Consider the following 16,899-nt stretch of genomic DNA (forward strand, 5'->3'; position numbering starts at 1 on the left):
TGTGATGCACCTCTCAATACGGTAGTGAACACATCGGAGTTCACACCCCCCGAACTGAGGAGCATGTGGTGCCCACAACCGACCTGCCGCCGGCCGAAACCCAACCCAGCGGCGCGGAGTATCTGGCCGTACAGGCCAGTCCCGAGTTCCAGGAGCTGCGCAGCACGTTGCGTCGCTTCGTCTTCCCCACAACGGCGTTCTTCCTGATCTGGTACGCCACCTACGTCCTTCTCGGCGCGTTCGCCCACGACTTCATGGCGATCAAGGTGTGGGGCAACGTCAACGTCGGCCTGCTCATCGGTCTCGGCCAGTTCCTGACGACGTTCCTCATCACCGGCCTGTACGTCCGGTTCGCCAACCGCGAGCTCGACCCGCGTGCCGAAGCCATCCGCACCGAGATGGAAGGCGCCGCGAAGTGACCACCACCCTGCTCGCCGAGGCCAGCCGGCTCGGCAACCCTGTCGTCAACATCAGCATCTTCGTGGCCTTCGTACTCATCACGCTGTTCATCGTGATCCGGGCCGGCCGCTCCAACACCAATGCCACCGAATTCTTCACCGGCGGCCGCGCGTTCTCCGGACCGCAGAATGGCATCGCCATCGCCGGCGATTACCTTTCTGCAGCAAGCTTTCTCGGTATCGCCGGCGCCATCGCGGTGTACGGCTACGACGGCTTCCTGTATTCGATCGGCTTCCTGGTCGCCTGGCTGGTGGCCCTGCTCCTGGTGGCCGAACTACTGCGCAACACAGGCAAATTCACGATGGCCGACGTCCTGAGCTTCCGGCTCAAGCAACGGCCGGTACGGGTGGCCGCCGCCACCTCGACGCTGACGGTGTCGCTGTTCTACCTGCTGGCGCAGATGGCCGGCGCCGGCGGACTGGTCGCGCTGCTGCTCGACGTCCACGGCCGCACAGCACAGTCCGTCGTGATCGCGGTGGTCGGTGTGCTGATGATCGTCTACGTCCTGGTCGGCGGCATGAAGGGCACCACCTGGGTGCAGATCATCAAGGCCGTCCTGCTGATCGCGGGGGCGGCGATCATGACGCTGCTGGTGCTGGTGAAGTTCGGCCTGAACTTCTCCGACATCCTCGGTTCGGCCCAGCAGATGGTGCACGACGCCACCACCAAGGGGGTGGCCAGTCGCGACGTGCTGGCCCCGGGCGCGCAGTACGGCGCCAACACCACCTCGAAGATCAACCTGCTGTCGCTGGGGTTGGCGCTGGTGTTGGGCACGGCGGGCCTGCCGCACGTACTGATGCGCTTCTACACCGTGCCGACCGCGAAAGAGGCTCGGCGATCGGTGGTTTGGGCGATCGGCCTGATCGGCGCCTTCTACCTGTTCACCCTGGCACTGGGCTACGGCGCGGCGGCCATGGTCGGCCCGGACAAGATCCTGGCCGCGCCGGGTGGGCAGAACTCGGCGGCACCGCTGCTGGCGTTCGAGCTCGGCGGCGTGATCCTGCTCGGCATCATCTCGGCCGTCGCGTTCGCGACGATCCTGGCCGTGGTGGCGGGCCTGACGATCACCGCGTCGGCATCGTTCGCCCACGACGTGTACGCCAGTGTGCTCAAGAGCCACAAGGTGACCGAGGACGAACAGGTGCGGGTATCGCGGATCACCGCGGTGGTGCTCGGTATCGCGGCGATCGGGCTGGGCATCCTGGCCAACGGCCAGAACGTCGCCTTCCTGGTGGCGCTGGCGTTCGCGGTGGCGGCCTCGGCGAACCTGCCGACGATCGTGTACTCGCTGTACTGGAAGCGATTCAACACCCGCGGCGCGCTGTGGAGCATGTACGGCGGTCTGATCAGCTGCTTGGTGCTGATCATTTTCTCGCCGGCCGTGTCGGGCAACAAGAGCGCGATGATCCCGGGCGCGGACTTCGACTTCTTCCCGCTGGCCAACCCCGGCATCGTGTCGATCCCGCTGGCGTTCATCCTCGGCATCGTCGGCACGCTGACGTCGAAGGACACCGGCGACCCCGAGCTCAACGCCGAAATGGAGGTGCGGTCGCTCACCGGCGTCGGCGCCGAGAAGGCGACCCACCACTGAATGAGGTGAGAATCTCGCCGGGTCCGGGAATGGTGTGGGTGTGCCGACGTTGTTGATGCACACATGAGCCTGACCCGGCGAGATTTCGCCTTCGCCCTGCTGGCCTACGCCCTCGCCGCGATCATGGTCGGCACCACCCTGCCGACCCCGCTCTACGCGCTGTACTCCGAGCGCATGCATTTCTCGGTATTGACCACCACCGTCATCTACGCCACCTACGCCGGCGGGGTGCTGTTCGCGCTGCTGGTGTTCGGCAGGTGGTCGGACGCCATCGGCCGACGTCCTGTTCTGCTGGCCGGTACGGTGTTCGCACTGGCCAGCGCCGTGGTGTTCTTGGTCGCGGACTCGGTGCCGCTGCTGCTGGTCGGCCGGGTGCTGTCGGGACTGTCGGCGGGCATCTTCACCGGCACCGCCACCGCGGCCATCATCGAGGCCGCGCCACCGAGCTGGCGGACCCGCGCACCTGCGGTCGCCACGATCGCGAACATCGGCGGACTGGGCTCCGGTCCGGTGCTGGCCGGCATCCTGGCACAGCACGCCCCCAGTCCGCTGACGCTGACCTTCTTCGTGCACATCGGGATGGTCGTGCTGGCCGCGATCGCGGTGCTGCTGGTTCCGGAAACGTCCAGCCGGACCGGAAAGCTGGGACTGCAACGACTTTCGGTTCCACCCGAGGTGCGGCCGGTGTTCGTCATCGCCGCGCTGGCCGCGTTCGCCGGGTTCACGGTCACCGGCCTGTTCACCTCGGTCGCGCCGTCCATGCTGACCACCATCATCGGGATCGGGGACCATGCGCTGGCCGGAGTGATCGCCGGATCCATCTTCGGTGCCTCGGCGGTCGCCCAGATCTTCGGTACCCGTATCGAACCACGGCGCGCCGTCGCGATCGGCTGCGCCATCCTGACCGCGGGCATGGGAATTCTCGTTGTGGCGCTGCACTATTCGTCGCTCGCCGGATTGATCGCCGCGGCGGTGGTCTCTGGTATCGGCCAGGGCATCAGCTTCAGCCGCGGACTTGCCGCCGTCGCCGAACTCACCCCCGCGCAGCGCCGGGCCGAGGTCAGCTCCACCTACTTCGTGGTGGCCTACATCGCGATCTCGATCCCGGTGATCGGCGAGGGTTTCGCCGCCCAGGCCTGGGGCCTGCGCACCGGGGGCACAGTGTTCGCCGTCGCCGTCGGGGTGCTGGCGCTGGTTTGCCTGGGGGCGATCCTCTGGCAGGAATCCCGGACGAAATCAGGTAGATCTACCTACGCCGACGCGGGCTAGATTTTCACCCATGACACTGGCGTTCCCCACGCCCGCAGAGGTTGCGGCGCAGACTTCGCCGGATCGCGACCGGGCTATCGACGTGATCCGGATCGGCTCGCTGCTCGGTGTGGTGGTGGGCCACACCGTGATGGCGACGAGCATCATCACCGACGGTGTGCTGCACTGGGACAACCTGCTGACCACCTCCCCTGTCTTCCAGGCCGCGACGTGGATCTTCCAGATCATGCCGCTGTTTTTCTTCGCCGGGGCCGCGGCCAGCATGGCGTCGTGGCGGGCCGACGTGAGCTGGGGCCAGTGGCTGATGAAACGCTGCGCCAGACTCTTTCGGCCCGTCTTCTACTACCTGACGTTCTGGGCGGTGGCGCTGACGGTGCTGCGCCAGGTCCTGCCGCCCCACGTATACGACCCGGTGGCCGGCGTGTCCACCCAGCTGCTGTGGTTCCTCGGCGCGTACGTGCTGATGCTGGCCGCGATGCCATTGCTGGCCCGGATCACCACCGCAGCACACCTGGTCACCGGCGTGACGGTGGTCTATCTGGCGGTCGCGACGGTCGACGCCGTGCGCCTCACGATTCCCGGCTGGCAGGCATTGGGGTTTGCGAATCTGGCGGTGTGGCTGATCCCCGGCATGTTCGGGGTGGCGTACCGCCGCGGGCTGCTACACCGCAGCGGCACTCTGCCTGCCGCACTGGCGATGTTGGCCGTCAACGTCGCGCTGGTTACCTTGGGCCCCTACAGCCTGAGCCTCGTCGGTATCGAAGGCCAGCGGCTGACGAATATGTCGCCACCGTCGCTGCTGTTGGCCGGGCACGCAATCATGATGTGCTGCTTGATCATTGCCGCGATTCCCGCGATCGGAAGGTGGGCCCGGCAGCCGCGGGTGTGGTGGTTGACGGCGATCGGCAACTCCGGGGCGATGACGCTGTACCTGTGGCACATGCCCGCCCTGCTCGGCGTACACCTGCTGTTCGACGTCACCGGCCACCCCCGCTACCCCGGCCGGCCGGACTTCCTGGCGATCTCCGTCGTACAACTGCTACTCATGGCGGTGCTGGTCGCGGTGTTGTTCGTGACGTTGCGGCCGCTGGAGAACAATCCACTGCCCGGCTGGGATGGCCCGGTCGCGGTCAGCGGTGCACGCAGTGTCGGCGTCGGAATCCTGCTGTGCGTCGCCGGAATCGCCACCCTGGCGTCGGTGAAATGGGGGCTGAAGGACGACGGCCTGTACTGCGTGGCGGTGATGGTGCTCGCGCTGATCGGCGCGCGCGTACTGTCAGCTCGCTTCAGACCATCTCCGCCGGCCGGCGGAAGTCATTCTGCGGCAACGCTTCCCGAGCAGATCGCGGGCTAGCCGCTCTTACGGCGGAACTCCCGGCGGTTCCCAGCCGCCCCGTGCGAGCGGGATTGCTTGGCGCCGGCGTCGGTGTGCGAGGAACCGCCGGCCGCCTTCGCCTTCTTACGCTCCAGCGCCTCACGGAACTTTGCCTTGGTGTCGTCCTGCGGATCGGACTCAGATTCGGCCATGCTGGTCAGACTAGCGTGGCAGTGCACACTTCAGCGGATGCCGGGCGGCATTCCGTAGACGTGCGAGATCGGCATCGTCAGCAGCACCCGCCGATCGTCGACCATCGCGCGACGGTAGTCATCCCAGTCCGGATGCTCTCCGGCGACATTGCGATAGAGCGCGATCAGCGCTTCGACGGTGTCGTCGTGCGGCGAGGCCGCCGGTGGGGTGAGGATGGCGTTGCCCTCGGCGACCGCATACGACCAGCCGTCATCGGAGGAGACCAACAGCGTGGCCCGCGGGTCGCGGCGCAGGTTGCGGGTCTTGGCCCGCGGCTCGGTGATGGACACCTCGACGACGAGATTGCGCGGGTCGAAGTGGTAGGTCACGTTGGACAACTGCGGTCTGCCGTCGCGTTTGATGGTCGCCAGCACGGCCAGTTTGTTACCCGCGATCACCGCGAGCAGCTTGTCGTCGAACACGTGACGGGACATCCATCGAGACTACGTCGCTAGCATCGGGAGCATGACCCGCTACGCGGCTTTCCTGCGCGGCGTGAACGTGAAAGGCACGACCATGAAGATGGCCGATGTCGCCGCCGCGTTCACCGGCGCCGGATTCACAAACGTCAAGACCGTGCTTGCCAGCGGCAACGTGCTGCTCGACAGCGGTGCCGCCGCGAAGACGGTCCGCACGAAAGCCGAAGCCGCACTGCGGGATGCGTTCGGCTACGACGCCTGGGTACTGGTGTACGACGTCGACACGGTGCGCAAGGTGGCCGACGACTACCCGTTCGAAGCCGAGGTCGAGGGCCAGCAGTCGTACGTGACGTTCGTCAGCGACACGAAGGTTCTCGACGAGCTCGCCGCGCTGGCCGACGATGCCGGACCCGACGAGAAGATCACCCGCGGCGACGGCGTCCTCTACTGGCAGGTGCCCAAGAACTCCACCCTGGACTCGACCATCGGCAAGACCATGGGCAACAAGCGCTACAAGTCCTCGACCACCACGCGCAATCTGCGCACCCTGGCAAAGGTAGTGAAATGAGCACCCCCAAGATCGACGCCAGCGATCTGCGCGGCGTCTCGGAGACCGCACTGATGACGCTGTACGGCCGGGCCCATCAGGCCGGCCTGCCCGGCGCGATCCTGCACGACCCGATGGCCATCACGCTCGTCGAGTCCATCGACTTCGATTTCGACAAGTTCGGCCGCAAAGGCCAGGAGATGGCCCTGCGCTCGCTGGCCGTCGACGCCTGCGCCGTGAACTATCTCAAAGAGCATCCGAGAGCCACGGTCGTCGCGCTCGCCGAGGGCTTCCAGACCAGCTTCTGGCGGTTGACCGAGGCGATACCCGACCCGCAGTTCCGATGGCTGTCAGTGGACCTGGCCCCGGTAATCGCGCTGCGCGAGCGGCTGCTGCCACCCTCACCACGGATCACCGCGCTCGGACAGTCCGCGCTCGACTACAGCTGGATGGACCGGGTGGACAGCTCAGGCGGTGTGTTCATCACCGCCGAGGGCCTGCTGATGTACCTGCGGCCCGAGGAGGCGATGGACCTGATCACCCAGTGCGCCAAGCGTTTTCCGGGCGGACAGATGTTCTTCGACCTGCCGCCGACGATAGTGAAGAGGCTCGCCCCGAAGGGGCTGAAGTCCTCGAAGCACTACCGGGTTCCGCCGATGCCGTTCAGCCTCAGCACCGTCCAATTGGCCGATCTGGTCAATACCGTGCCGGGAATCAAAGCGGTGCACGACGTCCCGATGCCCAGCGGCCGCGGCTTCCTGTTCAAGCGGCTGTTCCCAGCGATCTGGCACTTCGGTCCGACAAAGCGTTTCCGCGGGGCCTACACCCTGCTCGAATTCGGCTGAGTCCTAGCCGAACGCCGAGTCCAGGTACTGCAGCGCCTCGTGCTTGCCCAGCCCGAGCGCGCGGGCGGCCTCCACATAGGCATTCGCCGCGGCGGCCATCGCGGCGTCGGCCGGATCGGCCCGCGCCACGAACGTCCCGAATCGGCCGCGGGTTTCGACGATCCCGGCGGTTTCCAGCTCCCGGTAGGCGCGCGCCACGGTGTTGACCGCCAAGCCCAACTGGCCGGCCAGCTCACGCACCGTCGGCAATCGGGTGCCGGGTGGCAACCGTCCCTCGCGGATACCCGCGATGACCTGCGTTCTGAGCTGATCGAACAGTGGACGGGCGGCCGCTGCGTCTATGCGCAGTCCAAGCCCCAACTCCGACACACGCTAAGTATCGCTTAGACCGGCTATTTTGGGGGATGTGCGTATCGCGGTGCTGAGCGGGGCGGGGATATCCGCCGAGAGCGGCGTGCCGACGTTCCGCGACGACAAGACGGGCCTGTGGGCCAAGTACGACCCCTATGAATTGTCCAGCACCGACGGCTGGCAAAGCCACCCCGAGCGGGTGTGGGCCTGGTACCTGTGGCGGCATCACCTGGTCGAGCGGGTCGAGCCCAACGACGGCCACCGCGCGGTGGCGGCGTGGCAGGACTACGCCGATGTCACCGTGGTCACCCAGAACGTCGACGATCTGCACGAGCGGGCCGGCAGCAAGACCGTGCACCATCTGCACGGCAGCCTGTTCGAATTCTGGTGCGACACCTGTGGTTCTCGCTACCACGGCCCACTGCCGGACATGCCCGAGCCCGAGCTGGAGAAGATGCCTCCGCAGTGCGAGTGCGGCGGGCTGATCCGTCCCGGCATCGTCTGGTTCGGCGAGCAGCTGCCCGACGAGCCGTGGCAGGCCTCGGTCGAGGCGGTGGCCAATGCGGACGTGCTCGTGGTCGTCGGCACCTCGGGGATCGTCTACCCGGCGGCCGGGCTGCCCGAGGTGGCGCTGGCTCGAGGCGTGGTCGTGGTCGAGGTCAATCCCGAACCCACCCCGCTGACCGGTAACGCGACCATTTCGATCCGGGAGTCGGCCAGTTCGGCGCTACCGCGCCTGCTGCAGCGGTTGCCCGAGCTGTTGCAGGCCAGACAGAACTAGCCGGCCTTACTCGCCCGGCCCAGCGCGACCTCCTGCGCGGGCAGCGGCACCCACGCCGGCAACATGTCCTCGCGCCGCGCGGTGTCGATCGTGAACCCGGCGGCCGCGATCGAACGCTCGGTCGCGCGGTGGGTGTGGCAGTTGCCGGCGAACCGCGGCCAGATCGTGGCGTCGGCCAGCCGCTGCAGGCCGCCCCGCCAGCCGTCGCTGGCGATGTGCTCGAAGTAGCGCAGTTGCCCGCCCGGTTTCAGAACGGCGTTGAGCTGACGCAGCACCCCGTCGGGGTCGGCCACCGAGCACAGCACCAGCGAGCACACCACCGCGTCGAACGGTTCGGTCGGCGGCATGGTCTCGATCGTGGATTCGATCACCGTGACGGGAACCGGCGCCGCGGCGGCGGCCTCCTTGGCGAGTGGCGCCAGGCGGGTTTCGGGCTCGAGTGCGAAGACCTCGGTCACCGAATCGGGATAGAACGCGAAGTTGGATCCGGTGCCCGCACCGACCTCCAGGACACGCCCGGACAGGTCTAAGAGATTGGCCCGGCGGAGGTCCCGCATGGCTCGTGATTCATGGGCGGACAGCACCTTCCAGAAGCGGGCGAAGAAGGGGTTGTCAAAAGTTTCTGTAGCCATCGTTGTAGCGTCCTTTCGGCTCTAACCACCCTAGTCGCAGGCCGTTTTCGCCCCTGACCTGCGAGTAAGGTACTCGCCGGTAACCGGGGACCTGACTCATGGGTAACCAGCCACCTGACTCGGGAGTAAGAATTGCCATGGTTTTCCGAATCGTGGCTCAATGATTCCTTAAAAGTGACTCATAGAGTCCTGGGTATGTGGATCGACGACACCAGTGCCGATGTCATCAAGATCGATTTCGACGAGCTCTACCACGGCGATTTTCTCGTGGAGGGCGATACCTCGGAGCAGTTCGAGGATCTCCCCCCGCTCGCTAACGCCAGCTGAGCGCAGCGCCACAAGGCGCCACCACCGCTTGCGTGCGGCGTGGCGCCTTCTGGAACTTCTGAACGCGTGACAGTGCCCGCCTGTGATCAGGCGGGCACTTTCGCGTCTGCGGTGTCTTTTCCGGGCTCGACCATTGCGGCCAGCCGGCCGGCGATGATGTCCTCGGCTTCGTTGACGATGCGGCTGATGAGCTCGCCGCAGGTCGGGATGTCGTTGATCAAGCCCATCGCGGTGCCCACGGTCCAGATGCCGGCATCGATGTCGCCGTCGTCGAACACCTTGCGGCCACGCACACCGGCCACCAGATCCTTGACGTCCTCGAACTGACCGCCGCCCTTCAGGATCTCCACGACCTCGCGGGAAACGACGTTGGAGGCCACCCGGGCGGTGTTGTGCAGGCTGCGGAAGATCAGCTCGGTGCCGCGCTCGTCGCCGGCCACGATCGCTTCCTTGACATTCTGGTGGATGCAGGACTCGACGGTGCACATGAAGCGCGAGCCCATGTTGATGCCGTCGGCGCCGAGGGCCAACGCGGCCACCAGGCCGCGGGAATCGGCGAAGCCGCCCGAGGCGATCATCGGGATCTCGATCTTCTCCGCCGCGGCCGGGATCAACACCAGTCCCGGGATGTCGTCCTCACCCGGATGTCCGGCGCACTCGAAACCGTCGATGCTGATGCCGTCCACACCCAGGCTCTGCGCCTTGACCGCGTGGCGCACCGACGTGCACTTGTGCAGCACCTTGATGCCGTTGTCGTGGAACATCGGCAGGTGCGGGGCCGGGTTGGATCCGGCAGTCTCGACGATCTTGATGCCGGCATCGACGATCACCTGGCGGTATTCGTCGTACGGCGGCGGGTTGATGGCCGGCAGGATCGTCAGGTTGACCCCGAACGGTTTGTCGGTCATGTCCCGGGTGCGGGCGATCTCATTGGCCAGGTCCGCGGGCGTCGGCTGGGTGAGCGCGGTGATGAAACCCAGCCCACCGGCATTGGCCACGGCCGCAACAAGTTCCGCGCGACCGACCCATTGCATGCCGCCCTGGGCGATCGGGTGCTCGACACCGAATGCCTCGGTGAACTTCGTCTTGATCGTCATTCCCTTACCTCGGCGCCATCCGGATCGCGCCGTCCAGGCGGATCACCTCGCCGTTGAGCATCGGGTTCTCGACGATGTGCACGGCCAGCGCGCCGTACTCATCGGGGTCGCCGAGGCGGGCCGGGTGCGGCACCTGCTTGCCCAGGGAATCCTGCGCTTCCTGCGGAAGCGAGCCCAGCAGCGGAGTCTTGAACAGGCCGGGGGCAATGGTGACGACGCGAATGAGTTCGCGGGCCAGATCACGCGCGATCGGCAGGGTCATGCCGACGACGCCGCCCTTGGACGCCGAGTAGGCCGCCTGGCCGATCTGGCCGTCGAACGCGGCGACGGACGCCGTGTTGATGATGACGCCACGCTCCTCGCCGACCGGATCGGTCTTGGAGATCCGTTCTGCGGCAAGGCGCAGCACGTTGAAGGTGCCGATCAGGTTCACCTGGACGACGGCGTTGAACCAATCCAGCGGGAAAGGTCCGTCCTTGCCAAGGGTCTTGACCGCGTTGCCGATACCGGCGCAGTTGACGTTGATGCGCAGCGGCCCCATTTCCTCGGCGATGTCGAGGGCGGCCGACACCGACTCGGGGTCGGTGACGTTGGCCTGCGCGAAGCGGGCACGCGGACCGAGTTCGGCCACCACGTCTTCACCCTTGAGGTCGATCACCACGACCGATGCGCCCTTGTCGAGCAGTCGCTTGGTGGTGGCCAGGCCCAGACCCGAGGCACCGCCGGTGACGACGGCTACGGCGTCCTTGATCTCCACGAATGGGTTTCCTTTCGATAGGTCGACCTACTGGTTGGTCGGGACTATACCCAGTCCCGCAGAACGGCTTCGTTGTCGGCTCCCGGAACGCCCGGCGCCCTGGGTGTTTCGAGCCCGGTCCGGGAAAACCGGGGCGCGGGGGCGGGGAACGTCGAGCCCGCCTCGGTGTAAAAGGTGTCGCGCTCGGTGTTGTGCGGTTCGGTGTCGACTTCGGCGAACGACAGCACCGGTGTGCAGCAGGCGTCGCTGCCGGTGAAGACCTTGGCCCAGTGGTCGCGATCGTGGGCGGCGAAGGCTTCGGTGAGCACCGCTCGCAGTTCGGGCCAACGGGTGGTGTCGTTCTGATCGGGCAGGTCGGCGGCGTTCAGGCCCAGCTTCTCGAGCAGTTCGGCGTAGAACTGCGGTTCGATCGCGCCGACCGCGACGTAGCGGCCGTCGGAGCATTCGTAGGTGTCGTAGTAGGGCGCGCCGGTGTCGAGCATGTTGGTGCCGCGGACGTCGCTCCACATGCCCATGTGGCGGAAGGCCCACATCATCTGAGCCAGCACGCTGGAGCCGTCGACCATCGCCGCGTCGACGACCTGCCCCTCGCCGGAGCGTTCCCGCTCCCACAATGCGGACAAAATGCCGACGAGCAGGAACATCGAACCGCCGCCGAAATCGCCGGCCAGGTTCAGCGGCGGGACAGGACGTTCATTGACCCGGCCGACGGCGTGCAACAAACCATTGAGCGAGATGTAGTTGATGTCGTGGCCGGCCTGCTGACTGCGCGGGCCGGTCTGACCCCAGCCGGTCATGCGGCCGTAGATCAGTCGCGGGTTGACCTTGGCGCAATCCTCCGGGCCCAGCCCGAGACGCTCGGTGACGCCGGGGCGGAACCCCTCGATGAGTACGTCGGCCTTGGCGACGAGCCCGAGCACCATGTCACGGTCGGCCGGATCCTTGAGATTGGCGCCGACCGAACGACGGTTGCGCAGCAGGTAGTCATTGCTGGGAGTCCCGGTGCCCTTGCCGAGCCGATCGACCCGGACGACGTCGGCGCCCAGGTCGCCGAGGATCATCGCGGCGTGCGGGCCCGGGCCGATGCCGGCCAATTCGACGACGCGCAAACCGCTCAGTGGTCCGGCCATAGGTGTCTACCCTCCAGTTGATTGATCGCCGCCTTAACTATTTACACCTGGGCTGACCCGGCGCGGGCTGCGCCCCCGGATGCGCCTAAGGTGCAGCCATGACGACCATCGACGCTTACGCCGGGATCCCGGAGTTGACCGTGTCGCTCGACGGCGGAGTTCTGACGGTCACGCTGAATCGTCCGGACAGCCTCAACTCACTCAATGCCGCGATGCTGCGCACGCTGGCCGATGTCTTGGCGCACGCCGCCGACGACCCACAGGTGCGGGCGGTGCGCCTGGGCGGGGCAGGCCGGGGATTCAGTTCCGGCGCGGGCATCAGCGCCGACGATCAGTCGAACCGGCGGCCGGACACACCGGACGAAGTGCTGCAGGAGGCCAACCGCGCGGTGCGGGCGATCACGGGTCTGCCCAAGCCGGTGGTGGCCGTGGTGCAGGGGCCGACCGCCGGGGTCGGGGTGTCGTTGGCACTGGCCTGTGACATCGTATTGGCTTCGGAGAAGGCGTTTTTCCTGTTGGCGTTCACCAAGATCGGGCTGATGCCCGACGGCGGAGCGTCGGCGCTGGTGGCCGCGTCCATCGGCCGGGCCCGCGCGATGAAGATGGCGCTGCTGGCCGAACGCGTCTCGGCCGCCGAGGCTTTCGATATCGGCCTGGTCAGCACGGTGTACCCGGCCGACGAGCTGGAGGCCGGGGTGGCGGCGGTGATCGACAAGCTGGTATCCGGGCCGGCGATCGCGCTGCGCAAGACGAAGCAGGCGATCAACGCCGCGACACTGACCGAGTTGGATGCCGCGATCGGCCGGGAGAGCGAAGGACAGCTAACCCTGTTGGGATCCAAGGACTTCCGCGAGGGCACCAAGGCGTTTCAGGAGCACCGCTCGCCCACGTTCACCGACGACTAGCGTCCACTGTCGCGCGACGTCTCACTTTTCCGGAACGCGATATCACCCGTGATATCGCGTTCCGGAAAAGCCACCCACCAACGTGGAGACGGGGCGCAGGGTTCACCGGGAAACTGTCGGACCTCCTCGCCATCATAAGGCGGTGCCGAACTACACCTACCGAGCCGAGTGGTCTGACGACTACTGCCAGTACGTCGGACTGTGTCTGGAGTTCAAAGGCCGTTTCGCGACCGCACTGACGCCGCATGAAGCGATCGAGCGTGTTGAGAAAATGATCGCCCGAGAACTCGAAGAACTGGCCGACCTCGGCATCGATCCACCGCAGTCGCTGACCGACCACCACTACAGCGGCAAGTTCGCGGTCCGCACCTCCCCCGTGCTGCACGAGCGACTGATCGTCGAAGCCGCCGAGCAGGGCATCTCATTGAACAAATGGGTGAGCTACAAACTCGCGGGTCGCCCGGCGCCCAGCCTCGACGACCTTTCGACTGACCGAAAATCGTTGGACGTGACCTCGATGCGTCAGCGACCATCGACGTCATGAGCACGCCCTGCGACATCGACGAGCCGGTGAGAACCACCGGCCGATGGCGCGTGCTCGCGCCCTTCCAATTCCGTGAGTTCCGTCTGCTCATCGCGGCGATGTCGCTGTTCCTGTTCGCCGAGGGTATGTGGACCGTGGTGATGGCCCTGCAGGTCATCGCCCTGGCCGACGACCCCGCCGCGCTATCGCTGGTCGCGGCCTGCCTGGCCGGCGGCATGCTGGCCTTCATGCTGGTCGGCGGTATCGTCGCCGACCGCGTTCCCCAGCGCGCGATCATCATCGCCGTCGAGGCCGCCAACGCCACGGCAACCGGCGCCGTCGCCGTCCTCGGCTTGCTCGGCGACCTGCGGCTATGGCATATGGCCGCTGCCGCAACGGTTCTCGGTATCGGCGCGGCCTTCTTCTTCCCGGCCTACAACGCCTATCTGCCGCGGATCCTGCCGGCTGAACACCTGCTGGCCGCCAACGGCGTCGAAGGCGCTGTCCGGCCGACCCTGCAGCAAGCCATCGGTCCCGCGGTGGCCGGTGTCCTGGTCGGACTCACCTTCCCCGCGCTCGGCTCGGTGACGGTGACGGTGCTGATGGTGATCGGGCTGGTGCTCCTGGTGTCGATGCGCCCCGGCCCGGGCGAGCACATCGTCATGGCCGTCGAACGCGAAAAGCCCCACGTGCTCACCGATCTGCGCGACGGCCTGAGCTTCGTGGTACGCACGCCGTGGCTGCGCTGGACCCTGCTGTTCGCCAGCACCTGGGTGTTCCTGGCACTGGGCCCGATCGAGGTGCTGTTGCCGTTCATCGCCCGCGAGCGATTCGCCCACGGCGAGCAGGTCTACGGGCTGATGCTCGCCGCGTTCGGGGTGGGCAGTGCGATCGGCGCGGTCGTCGTGTCCTCGCGACCACTGCCGAGGCGCTACCTCACGGTGATGATGACGATGTGGGGGGTGGGCTCGCTGCCGTTCGTGATCGTCGGGACCACGTCCTCCCTGCCGGTGATGCTGATCGCGCTGTTCGTCATCGGTCTCGCCGAAGGCGCCGGCGTCATCTGGGGCACCTTGCTGCAGCGCCGGGTGCCGCCGCACATGCTGGGCCGGGTGTCGAGCCTGGACTTCTTCGTCTCACTCGCGTTCATGCCGGTGTCGATGGCTGTCGCCGGGCCGCTGTCGAAGGTGGTTCCCGTGGAGGTCATCTTCGCCGTGACCGGTATCGCGCCCGTGCTACTGGCCGCGATCGCGCTCATCGCGGCGCGGATGCCACGCGACGAAATCGCCCACCCGTTGAGCTAACGCCAGACGCCGAACATCGGCGGCAGTCCCAGCACCATGATCAGCCCCCACACCACGTGGGTGAGCACCGGAGCGAGGACTCCGCCGGTGGCTCGGCGTTCCCAGGCGCACACCGTGCCCAGGATGATGGCGGCGAAACCGAGCATCGGGTTGCCGGTCGCCGTCGTCGTAACGGCATACAACAGTGTGGAGACCACCACCGGATGGAACCTGCCCAGCGCGCTGTACAGCGCGCCACGGAAGAACAACTCCTCGGCGAAACCGTTCACCAACGTGATCACCACGACCAGCAGCAGGCTGCCGTGATTGGTGTATTCCAGTACCCGCGTGATGAATTCGGCCACCGGCCCGATCTCGCGGGCCACCAGACCGCCGACCACGAATATCCCGCCGAGCAGCAGCCCGACCGCGATCCCGGTGATGACCGGCCGCTGGTTACGGTCGCGCCAGCGGATACAGCCCAGATGCAGCGGCCCCGACAGCAGCGCACCCAACGCCCAGGTCGCAGCCAACGCAAACGTCAGCCAATAGAACGTCGTGTCGCCGGGCGTCCGGGTCAACGAGTAGCCGAGCAGCGCCGCCCCGAGCACCAGCACCACACACACCACGATCCGCCTGCGTCGCACCATCGACGGCCATTCCTGTTGCGGCGCAGCATTATTGGTGACAACAGCGCGAATGTCGGCCAGCGTGGCCATCAGGGGAGAACCTTCGACAGCAGCAGGTCCAGGCCGGTGCGGAGCGCGCCGGCCAACGGTCCGGGCACCGCGTCGATCAGCCCCAGCGCGGGTCGCGCGACCGCCGGCGTCACCGTCGCCACCATCCGCCGCAGCCGCAACACGTCTCCCCCGGCCCAGATCGGATCACTGTCGGCGAGGTGATGCGGGTCGGCCAGCTCGTCGACCGGACGCGGCCGCCGGCTGGACACCGCCGCGGCGACGGCGTCGTCGATGGCGGTGAGGCCACCCGGCGGATCGGGCACGTGGTCACGTAGGACAGTGTCGGAGGCCGTCATCGGATGGTCCAGCGATTCGATGAGATCGGCGGCCAACCCGCTCGGCACCGGCACCGCGGCACCCGCCACCCGGCCGACGACACCACGCGGCACGATGTCGCGCATCGGCAGGCCGGCACGGACGGCGCCGACCGCGTCGATATAGGTCGACAAGAGTTCGCGATAGGTCATCCTGCCCGGCCCGGCGATGTCGTACGACCCGGCGGGCACCACGGCCGGGTCGGCCGCGGCCAGCAAGTAGTACAGCACGTCCCGGATCGAGATCGCGTCGATGTCGTGATCGGCCCAGGGTGGCAACGGGATCAGCCAGAATCGGTCCCCGACATAGCGGACCATTTCGAACGACGTCGACCCGGCGCCGACGATCACCGCCGCCCCGAGCCAGACCAGTTCGGGGCCGCCGTCGATGGCGAGCGCCGCGGCCACCTCGGCGCGGCCGGCCAGATGTTCGGACAGACTGCCGCCGTCGGGCACGAATCCGCCGAGGTACACGATCCGCTTCACTGCCGCCGCCTTGGCCCCGGCCGCGACATTGGCGGCGCAGGCATTGTCACGCCGGCGAAAGCCGGGCTGGCCGATCGCATGCACCAGGTAGTAGACGACGTCGATCGGGCCGGCGACGGTGAACGCCGTCTCGACCGACGTCGGATCGTCGGCATCCAACACGACGGCCTGCACGCGATCACACCAGCCGAACCGGCCGAGCTTCGCCGGGTCCCGGGTGGCCGCGACGACCTCGTGTCCGGCCTCGAGCAGCCCGGCGATCAGCCGGGAGCCGACGTACCCGGTGGCACCGGTGACCAGAATCCGCAGTGCGTTCACGCTAGGACTATCGGCAATCTGGCGCCGGCGCAAACCTAGTCAGGGTCGCGGTGCAGGTCGATGAGGTGTTCGTACACCGCGGCGTTGAGGTTGTTGCCGTCCAGCTCGGCGTCGGTCAGCTCGCGCCGGACCTTGGCCGGCACGCCGGCCACCAGCGAGCGCGGCGGCACCACCATGCCCTGCGGTACCACCGCACCGGCGCCCACGATCGACCCTGCGCCGATCACGGCGCCGTTCAGCACGATCGCGCCCATCCCGACCAGAGACCCGTCCTCGACCGTGCAGCCGTGCAGCACGGCGTTGTGCCCGACGGTCACGCCGGCACCGATCCGCACCGGGAATCCCGGGTCGACGTGCACGGTGGCGCCGTCCTGGACATTGCTGCCGTGGCCGACGTCGATCCACTCGGCTTCGGCACGCAGTGTCGCCGAGTACCAGACGCTGACGCGGGCCGCGAGCCGTACCTGACCGATCACGGCCGCGTTGGGCGCGACCCAGGATTCGTCGTGCAGTTCGGGAGAGTGCCCGCGGATGGACATGATCAGGGGTTCGGCCATG

At 67.1% G+C, this 16,899-nt stretch carries 21 protein-coding genes; 11 read left to right on the forward strand and 10 right to left on the reverse strand.

Annotated elements, in window-relative coordinates; translation table 11 throughout:
- The first annotated feature begins 68 nt into the window (after window positions 1–68).
- The 4 genes from HPC46_RS16555 (at window position 69) to HPC46_RS16570 (ending at window position 4,673) form a co-directional block, all read left to right on the forward strand.
- Window positions 69–419: a DUF485 domain-containing protein gene (locus HPC46_RS16555; RefSeq protein ID WP_179471733.1), complete on the forward strand. Its 351-nt coding sequence runs from the start codon at window positions 69–71 to the stop codon at window positions 417–419.
- Window positions 416–2,050, forward strand: a complete 1,635-nt coding sequence (locus HPC46_RS16560; RefSeq protein WP_179471735.1) for a monocarboxylic acid transporter — start codon at window positions 416–418, stop codon at window positions 2,048–2,050. Before HPC46_RS16555 ends, HPC46_RS16560 begins: the two co-directional genes overlap by 4 nt.
- Before the next feature lie 63 nt (window positions 2,051–2,113).
- A complete protein-coding gene (locus HPC46_RS16565; RefSeq protein ID WP_179471744.1) occupies window positions 2,114–3,319 on the forward strand; it encodes an MFS transporter in 1,206 nt (401 codons plus the stop codon).
- Window positions 3,320–3,329: 10 nt separating this feature from the next.
- A complete protein-coding gene (locus HPC46_RS16570; protein WP_179471746.1) occupies window positions 3,330–4,673 on the forward strand; it encodes an acyltransferase family protein in 1,344 nt (447 codons plus the stop codon).
- Here HPC46_RS16570 and HPC46_RS16575 read toward each other — a convergent pair.
- Both HPC46_RS16575 and HPC46_RS16580 read right to left on the reverse strand, forming a co-directional pair.
- Window positions 4,670–4,846: a DUF5302 domain-containing protein gene (locus HPC46_RS16575; RefSeq protein WP_179471748.1), complete on the reverse strand. Its 177-nt coding sequence runs from the start codon at window positions 4,844–4,846 to the stop codon at window positions 4,670–4,672. The genes HPC46_RS16570 and HPC46_RS16575 overlap by 4 nt on opposite strands.
- A gap of 30 nt (window positions 4,847–4,876) precedes the next feature.
- Complete coding sequence (locus HPC46_RS16580) at window positions 4,877–5,320, reverse strand: PPOX class F420-dependent oxidoreductase (RefSeq protein WP_179471750.1); 444 nt, start codon at window positions 5,318–5,320, stop codon at window positions 4,877–4,879.
- A 31-nt stretch (window positions 5,321–5,351) separates the two neighbouring features.
- Here HPC46_RS16580 and HPC46_RS16585 point away from each other — a divergent pair, with 31 nt between their 5' ends.
- On the forward strand, window positions 5,352–5,873 hold the full coding sequence (locus HPC46_RS16585) for a DUF1697 domain-containing protein (protein WP_179471752.1): 522 nt from the start codon (window positions 5,352–5,354) through the stop codon (window positions 5,871–5,873).
- Window positions 5,870–6,697, forward strand: a complete 828-nt coding sequence (locus tag HPC46_RS16590; RefSeq protein WP_179471755.1) for a class I SAM-dependent methyltransferase — start codon at window positions 5,870–5,872, stop codon at window positions 6,695–6,697. The genes HPC46_RS16585 and HPC46_RS16590 overlap by 4 nt, the downstream gene beginning before the upstream one ends.
- Window positions 6,698–6,700: 3 nt before the next feature.
- Here HPC46_RS16590 and HPC46_RS16595 read toward each other — a convergent pair whose 3' ends face one another.
- Window positions 6,701–7,066, reverse strand: a complete 366-nt coding sequence (locus tag HPC46_RS16595) for an Rv1152 family transcriptional regulator (RefSeq protein ID WP_005147110.1) — start codon at window positions 7,064–7,066, stop codon at window positions 6,701–6,703.
- A 37-nt stretch (window positions 7,067–7,103) separates the two neighbouring features.
- On the opposite strand from HPC46_RS16595, the gene HPC46_RS16600 reads away from it, so the two are divergent.
- Window positions 7,104–7,829 (forward strand): NAD-dependent deacylase, encoded by a 726-nt coding sequence (locus HPC46_RS16600; RefSeq protein ID WP_179471757.1) that lies wholly within the window; start codon window positions 7,104–7,106, stop codon window positions 7,827–7,829.
- Here HPC46_RS16600 and HPC46_RS16605 read toward each other — a convergent pair.
- Window positions 7,826–8,461, reverse strand: a complete 636-nt coding sequence (locus tag HPC46_RS16605) for a class I SAM-dependent methyltransferase (RefSeq protein ID WP_179471759.1) — start codon at window positions 8,459–8,461, stop codon at window positions 7,826–7,828. The two genes, HPC46_RS16600 and HPC46_RS16605, sit on opposite strands and share 4 nt — an antisense overlap.
- 195 nt (window positions 8,462–8,656) lie before the next feature.
- On the opposite strand from HPC46_RS16605, the gene HPC46_RS35540 reads away from it, so the two are divergent.
- A complete protein-coding gene (locus HPC46_RS35540; RefSeq protein ID WP_005147116.1) occupies window positions 8,657–8,788 on the forward strand; it encodes a hypothetical protein in 132 nt (43 codons plus the stop codon).
- Between the two features lie 86 nt (window positions 8,789–8,874).
- On the opposite strand, the gene HPC46_RS16610 is transcribed toward HPC46_RS35540, so the two are convergent.
- Genes HPC46_RS16610 through HPC46_RS16620 form a run of 3 tightly spaced genes read right to left on the reverse strand, consistent with a single transcriptional unit; the run spans window position 8,875 to window position 11,772 of the window.
- Complete coding sequence (locus HPC46_RS16610; RefSeq protein WP_179471761.1) at window positions 8,875–9,885, reverse strand: NAD(P)H-dependent flavin oxidoreductase; 1,011 nt, start codon at window positions 9,883–9,885, stop codon at window positions 8,875–8,877.
- A gap of 4 nt (window positions 9,886–9,889) precedes the next feature.
- Window positions 9,890–10,642, reverse strand: coding sequence for a 3-hydroxyacyl-CoA dehydrogenase (locus HPC46_RS16615; RefSeq protein ID WP_179471763.1), 753 nt, complete (start codon window positions 10,640–10,642; stop codon window positions 9,890–9,892).
- A 44-nt stretch (window positions 10,643–10,686) separates the two neighbouring features.
- Window positions 10,687–11,772, reverse strand: a complete 1,086-nt coding sequence (locus HPC46_RS16620) for a CaiB/BaiF CoA transferase family protein (protein WP_179471765.1) — start codon at window positions 11,770–11,772, stop codon at window positions 10,687–10,689.
- A 98-nt stretch (window positions 11,773–11,870) separates the two neighbouring features.
- On the opposite strand from HPC46_RS16620, the gene HPC46_RS16625 reads away from it, so the two are divergent.
- The 3 genes from HPC46_RS16625 to tet(V) all read left to right on the forward strand — a co-directional run bounded on the left by HPC46_RS16625 (window position 11,871) and on the right by tet(V) (window position 14,504).
- On the forward strand, window positions 11,871–12,677 hold the full coding sequence (locus HPC46_RS16625; protein WP_179471767.1) for an enoyl-CoA hydratase: 807 nt from the start codon (window positions 11,871–11,873) through the stop codon (window positions 12,675–12,677).
- 142 nt (window positions 12,678–12,819) lie between these two features.
- A complete protein-coding gene (locus HPC46_RS16630; protein WP_179471769.1) occupies window positions 12,820–13,221 on the forward strand; it encodes a type II toxin-antitoxin system HicB family antitoxin in 402 nt (133 codons plus the stop codon).
- Window positions 13,218–14,504, forward strand: coding sequence for a tetracycline efflux MFS transporter Tet(V) (gene tet(V) / locus HPC46_RS16635; RefSeq protein ID WP_179471771.1), 1,287 nt, complete (start codon window positions 13,218–13,220; stop codon window positions 14,502–14,504). The genes HPC46_RS16630 and tet(V) overlap by 4 nt, the downstream gene beginning before the upstream one ends.
- On the opposite strand, the gene HPC46_RS16640 is transcribed toward tet(V), so the two are convergent.
- Genes HPC46_RS16640 through HPC46_RS16650 form a run of 3 tightly spaced genes read right to left on the reverse strand, consistent with a single transcriptional unit; the run spans window position 14,501 to window position 16,898 of the window.
- Window positions 14,501–15,202 carry a CPBP family intramembrane glutamic endopeptidase gene (locus HPC46_RS16640; RefSeq protein WP_179471773.1) on the reverse strand — a complete coding sequence of 234 codons (702 nt, stop codon included), beginning with the start codon at window positions 15,200–15,202 and terminating at the stop codon, window positions 14,501–14,503. The genes tet(V) and HPC46_RS16640 overlap by 4 nt on opposite strands.
- The gene (locus tag HPC46_RS16645; RefSeq protein WP_179471941.1) at window positions 15,202–16,332 is read right to left on the reverse strand and encodes an NAD(P)H-binding protein; all 1,131 of its coding nucleotides are present in this window, start codon (window positions 16,330–16,332) and stop codon (window positions 15,202–15,204) included. The genes HPC46_RS16640 and HPC46_RS16645 overlap by 1 nt, the downstream gene beginning before the upstream one ends.
- A 44-nt stretch (window positions 16,333–16,376) precedes the next feature.
- Complete coding sequence (locus tag HPC46_RS16650) at window positions 16,377–16,898, reverse strand: gamma carbonic anhydrase family protein (RefSeq protein ID WP_179471775.1); 522 nt, start codon at window positions 16,896–16,898, stop codon at window positions 16,377–16,379.
- Between the last annotated feature and the right edge of the window lies 1 nt (window position 16,899).

The organism is Mycolicibacterium vinylchloridicum (assembly GCF_013404075.1).
Classification (GTDB): Bacteria; Actinomycetota; Actinomycetes; order Mycobacteriales; family Mycobacteriaceae; genus Mycobacterium; species Mycobacterium vinylchloridicum.

Excerpts from the sequence above, each read along its gene's own strand:
- HPC46_RS16565 (WP_179471744.1), top strand. The coding sequence starts at position 2,114 with ATGAGCCTGACCCGGCGAGATTTCGCCTTCGCCCTGCTGGCCTACGCC.
- HPC46_RS16570 (WP_179471746.1), top strand. The coding sequence starts at position 3,330 with ATGACACTGGCGTTCCCCACGCCCGCAGAGGTTGCGGCGCAGACTTCG.
- HPC46_RS16575 (WP_179471748.1), bottom strand. The coding sequence starts at position 4,846 with ATGGCCGAATCTGAGTCCGATCCGCAGGACGACACCAAGGCAAAGTTC.
- HPC46_RS16580 (WP_179471750.1), bottom strand. The coding sequence starts at position 5,320 with ATGTCCCGTCACGTGTTCGACGACAAGCTGCTCGCGGTGATCGCGGGT.
- HPC46_RS16585 (WP_179471752.1), top strand. The coding sequence starts at position 5,352 with ATGACCCGCTACGCGGCTTTCCTGCGCGGCGTGAACGTGAAAGGCACG.
- HPC46_RS16590 (WP_179471755.1), top strand. The coding sequence starts at position 5,870 with ATGAGCACCCCCAAGATCGACGCCAGCGATCTGCGCGGCGTCTCGGAG.
- HPC46_RS16605 (WP_179471759.1), bottom strand. The coding sequence starts at position 8,461 with ATGGCTACAGAAACTTTTGACAACCCCTTCTTCGCCCGCTTCTGGAAG.
- HPC46_RS35540 (WP_005147116.1), top strand. The coding sequence starts at position 8,657 with ATGTGGATCGACGACACCAGTGCCGATGTCATCAAGATCGATTTCGAC.
- HPC46_RS16610 (WP_179471761.1), bottom strand. The coding sequence starts at position 9,885 with ATGACGATCAAGACGAAGTTCACCGAGGCATTCGGTGTCGAGCACCCG.
- HPC46_RS16620 (WP_179471765.1), bottom strand. The coding sequence starts at position 11,772 with ATGGCCGGACCACTGAGCGGTTTGCGCGTCGTCGAATTGGCCGGCATC.
- HPC46_RS16625 (WP_179471767.1), top strand. The coding sequence starts at position 11,871 with ATGACGACCATCGACGCTTACGCCGGGATCCCGGAGTTGACCGTGTCG.
- HPC46_RS16640 (WP_179471773.1), bottom strand. The coding sequence starts at position 15,202 with ATGGCCACGCTGGCCGACATTCGCGCTGTTGTCACCAATAATGCTGCG.
- HPC46_RS16650 (WP_179471775.1), bottom strand. The coding sequence starts at position 16,898 with ATGGCCGAACCCCTGATCATGTCCATCCGCGGGCACTCTCCCGAACTG.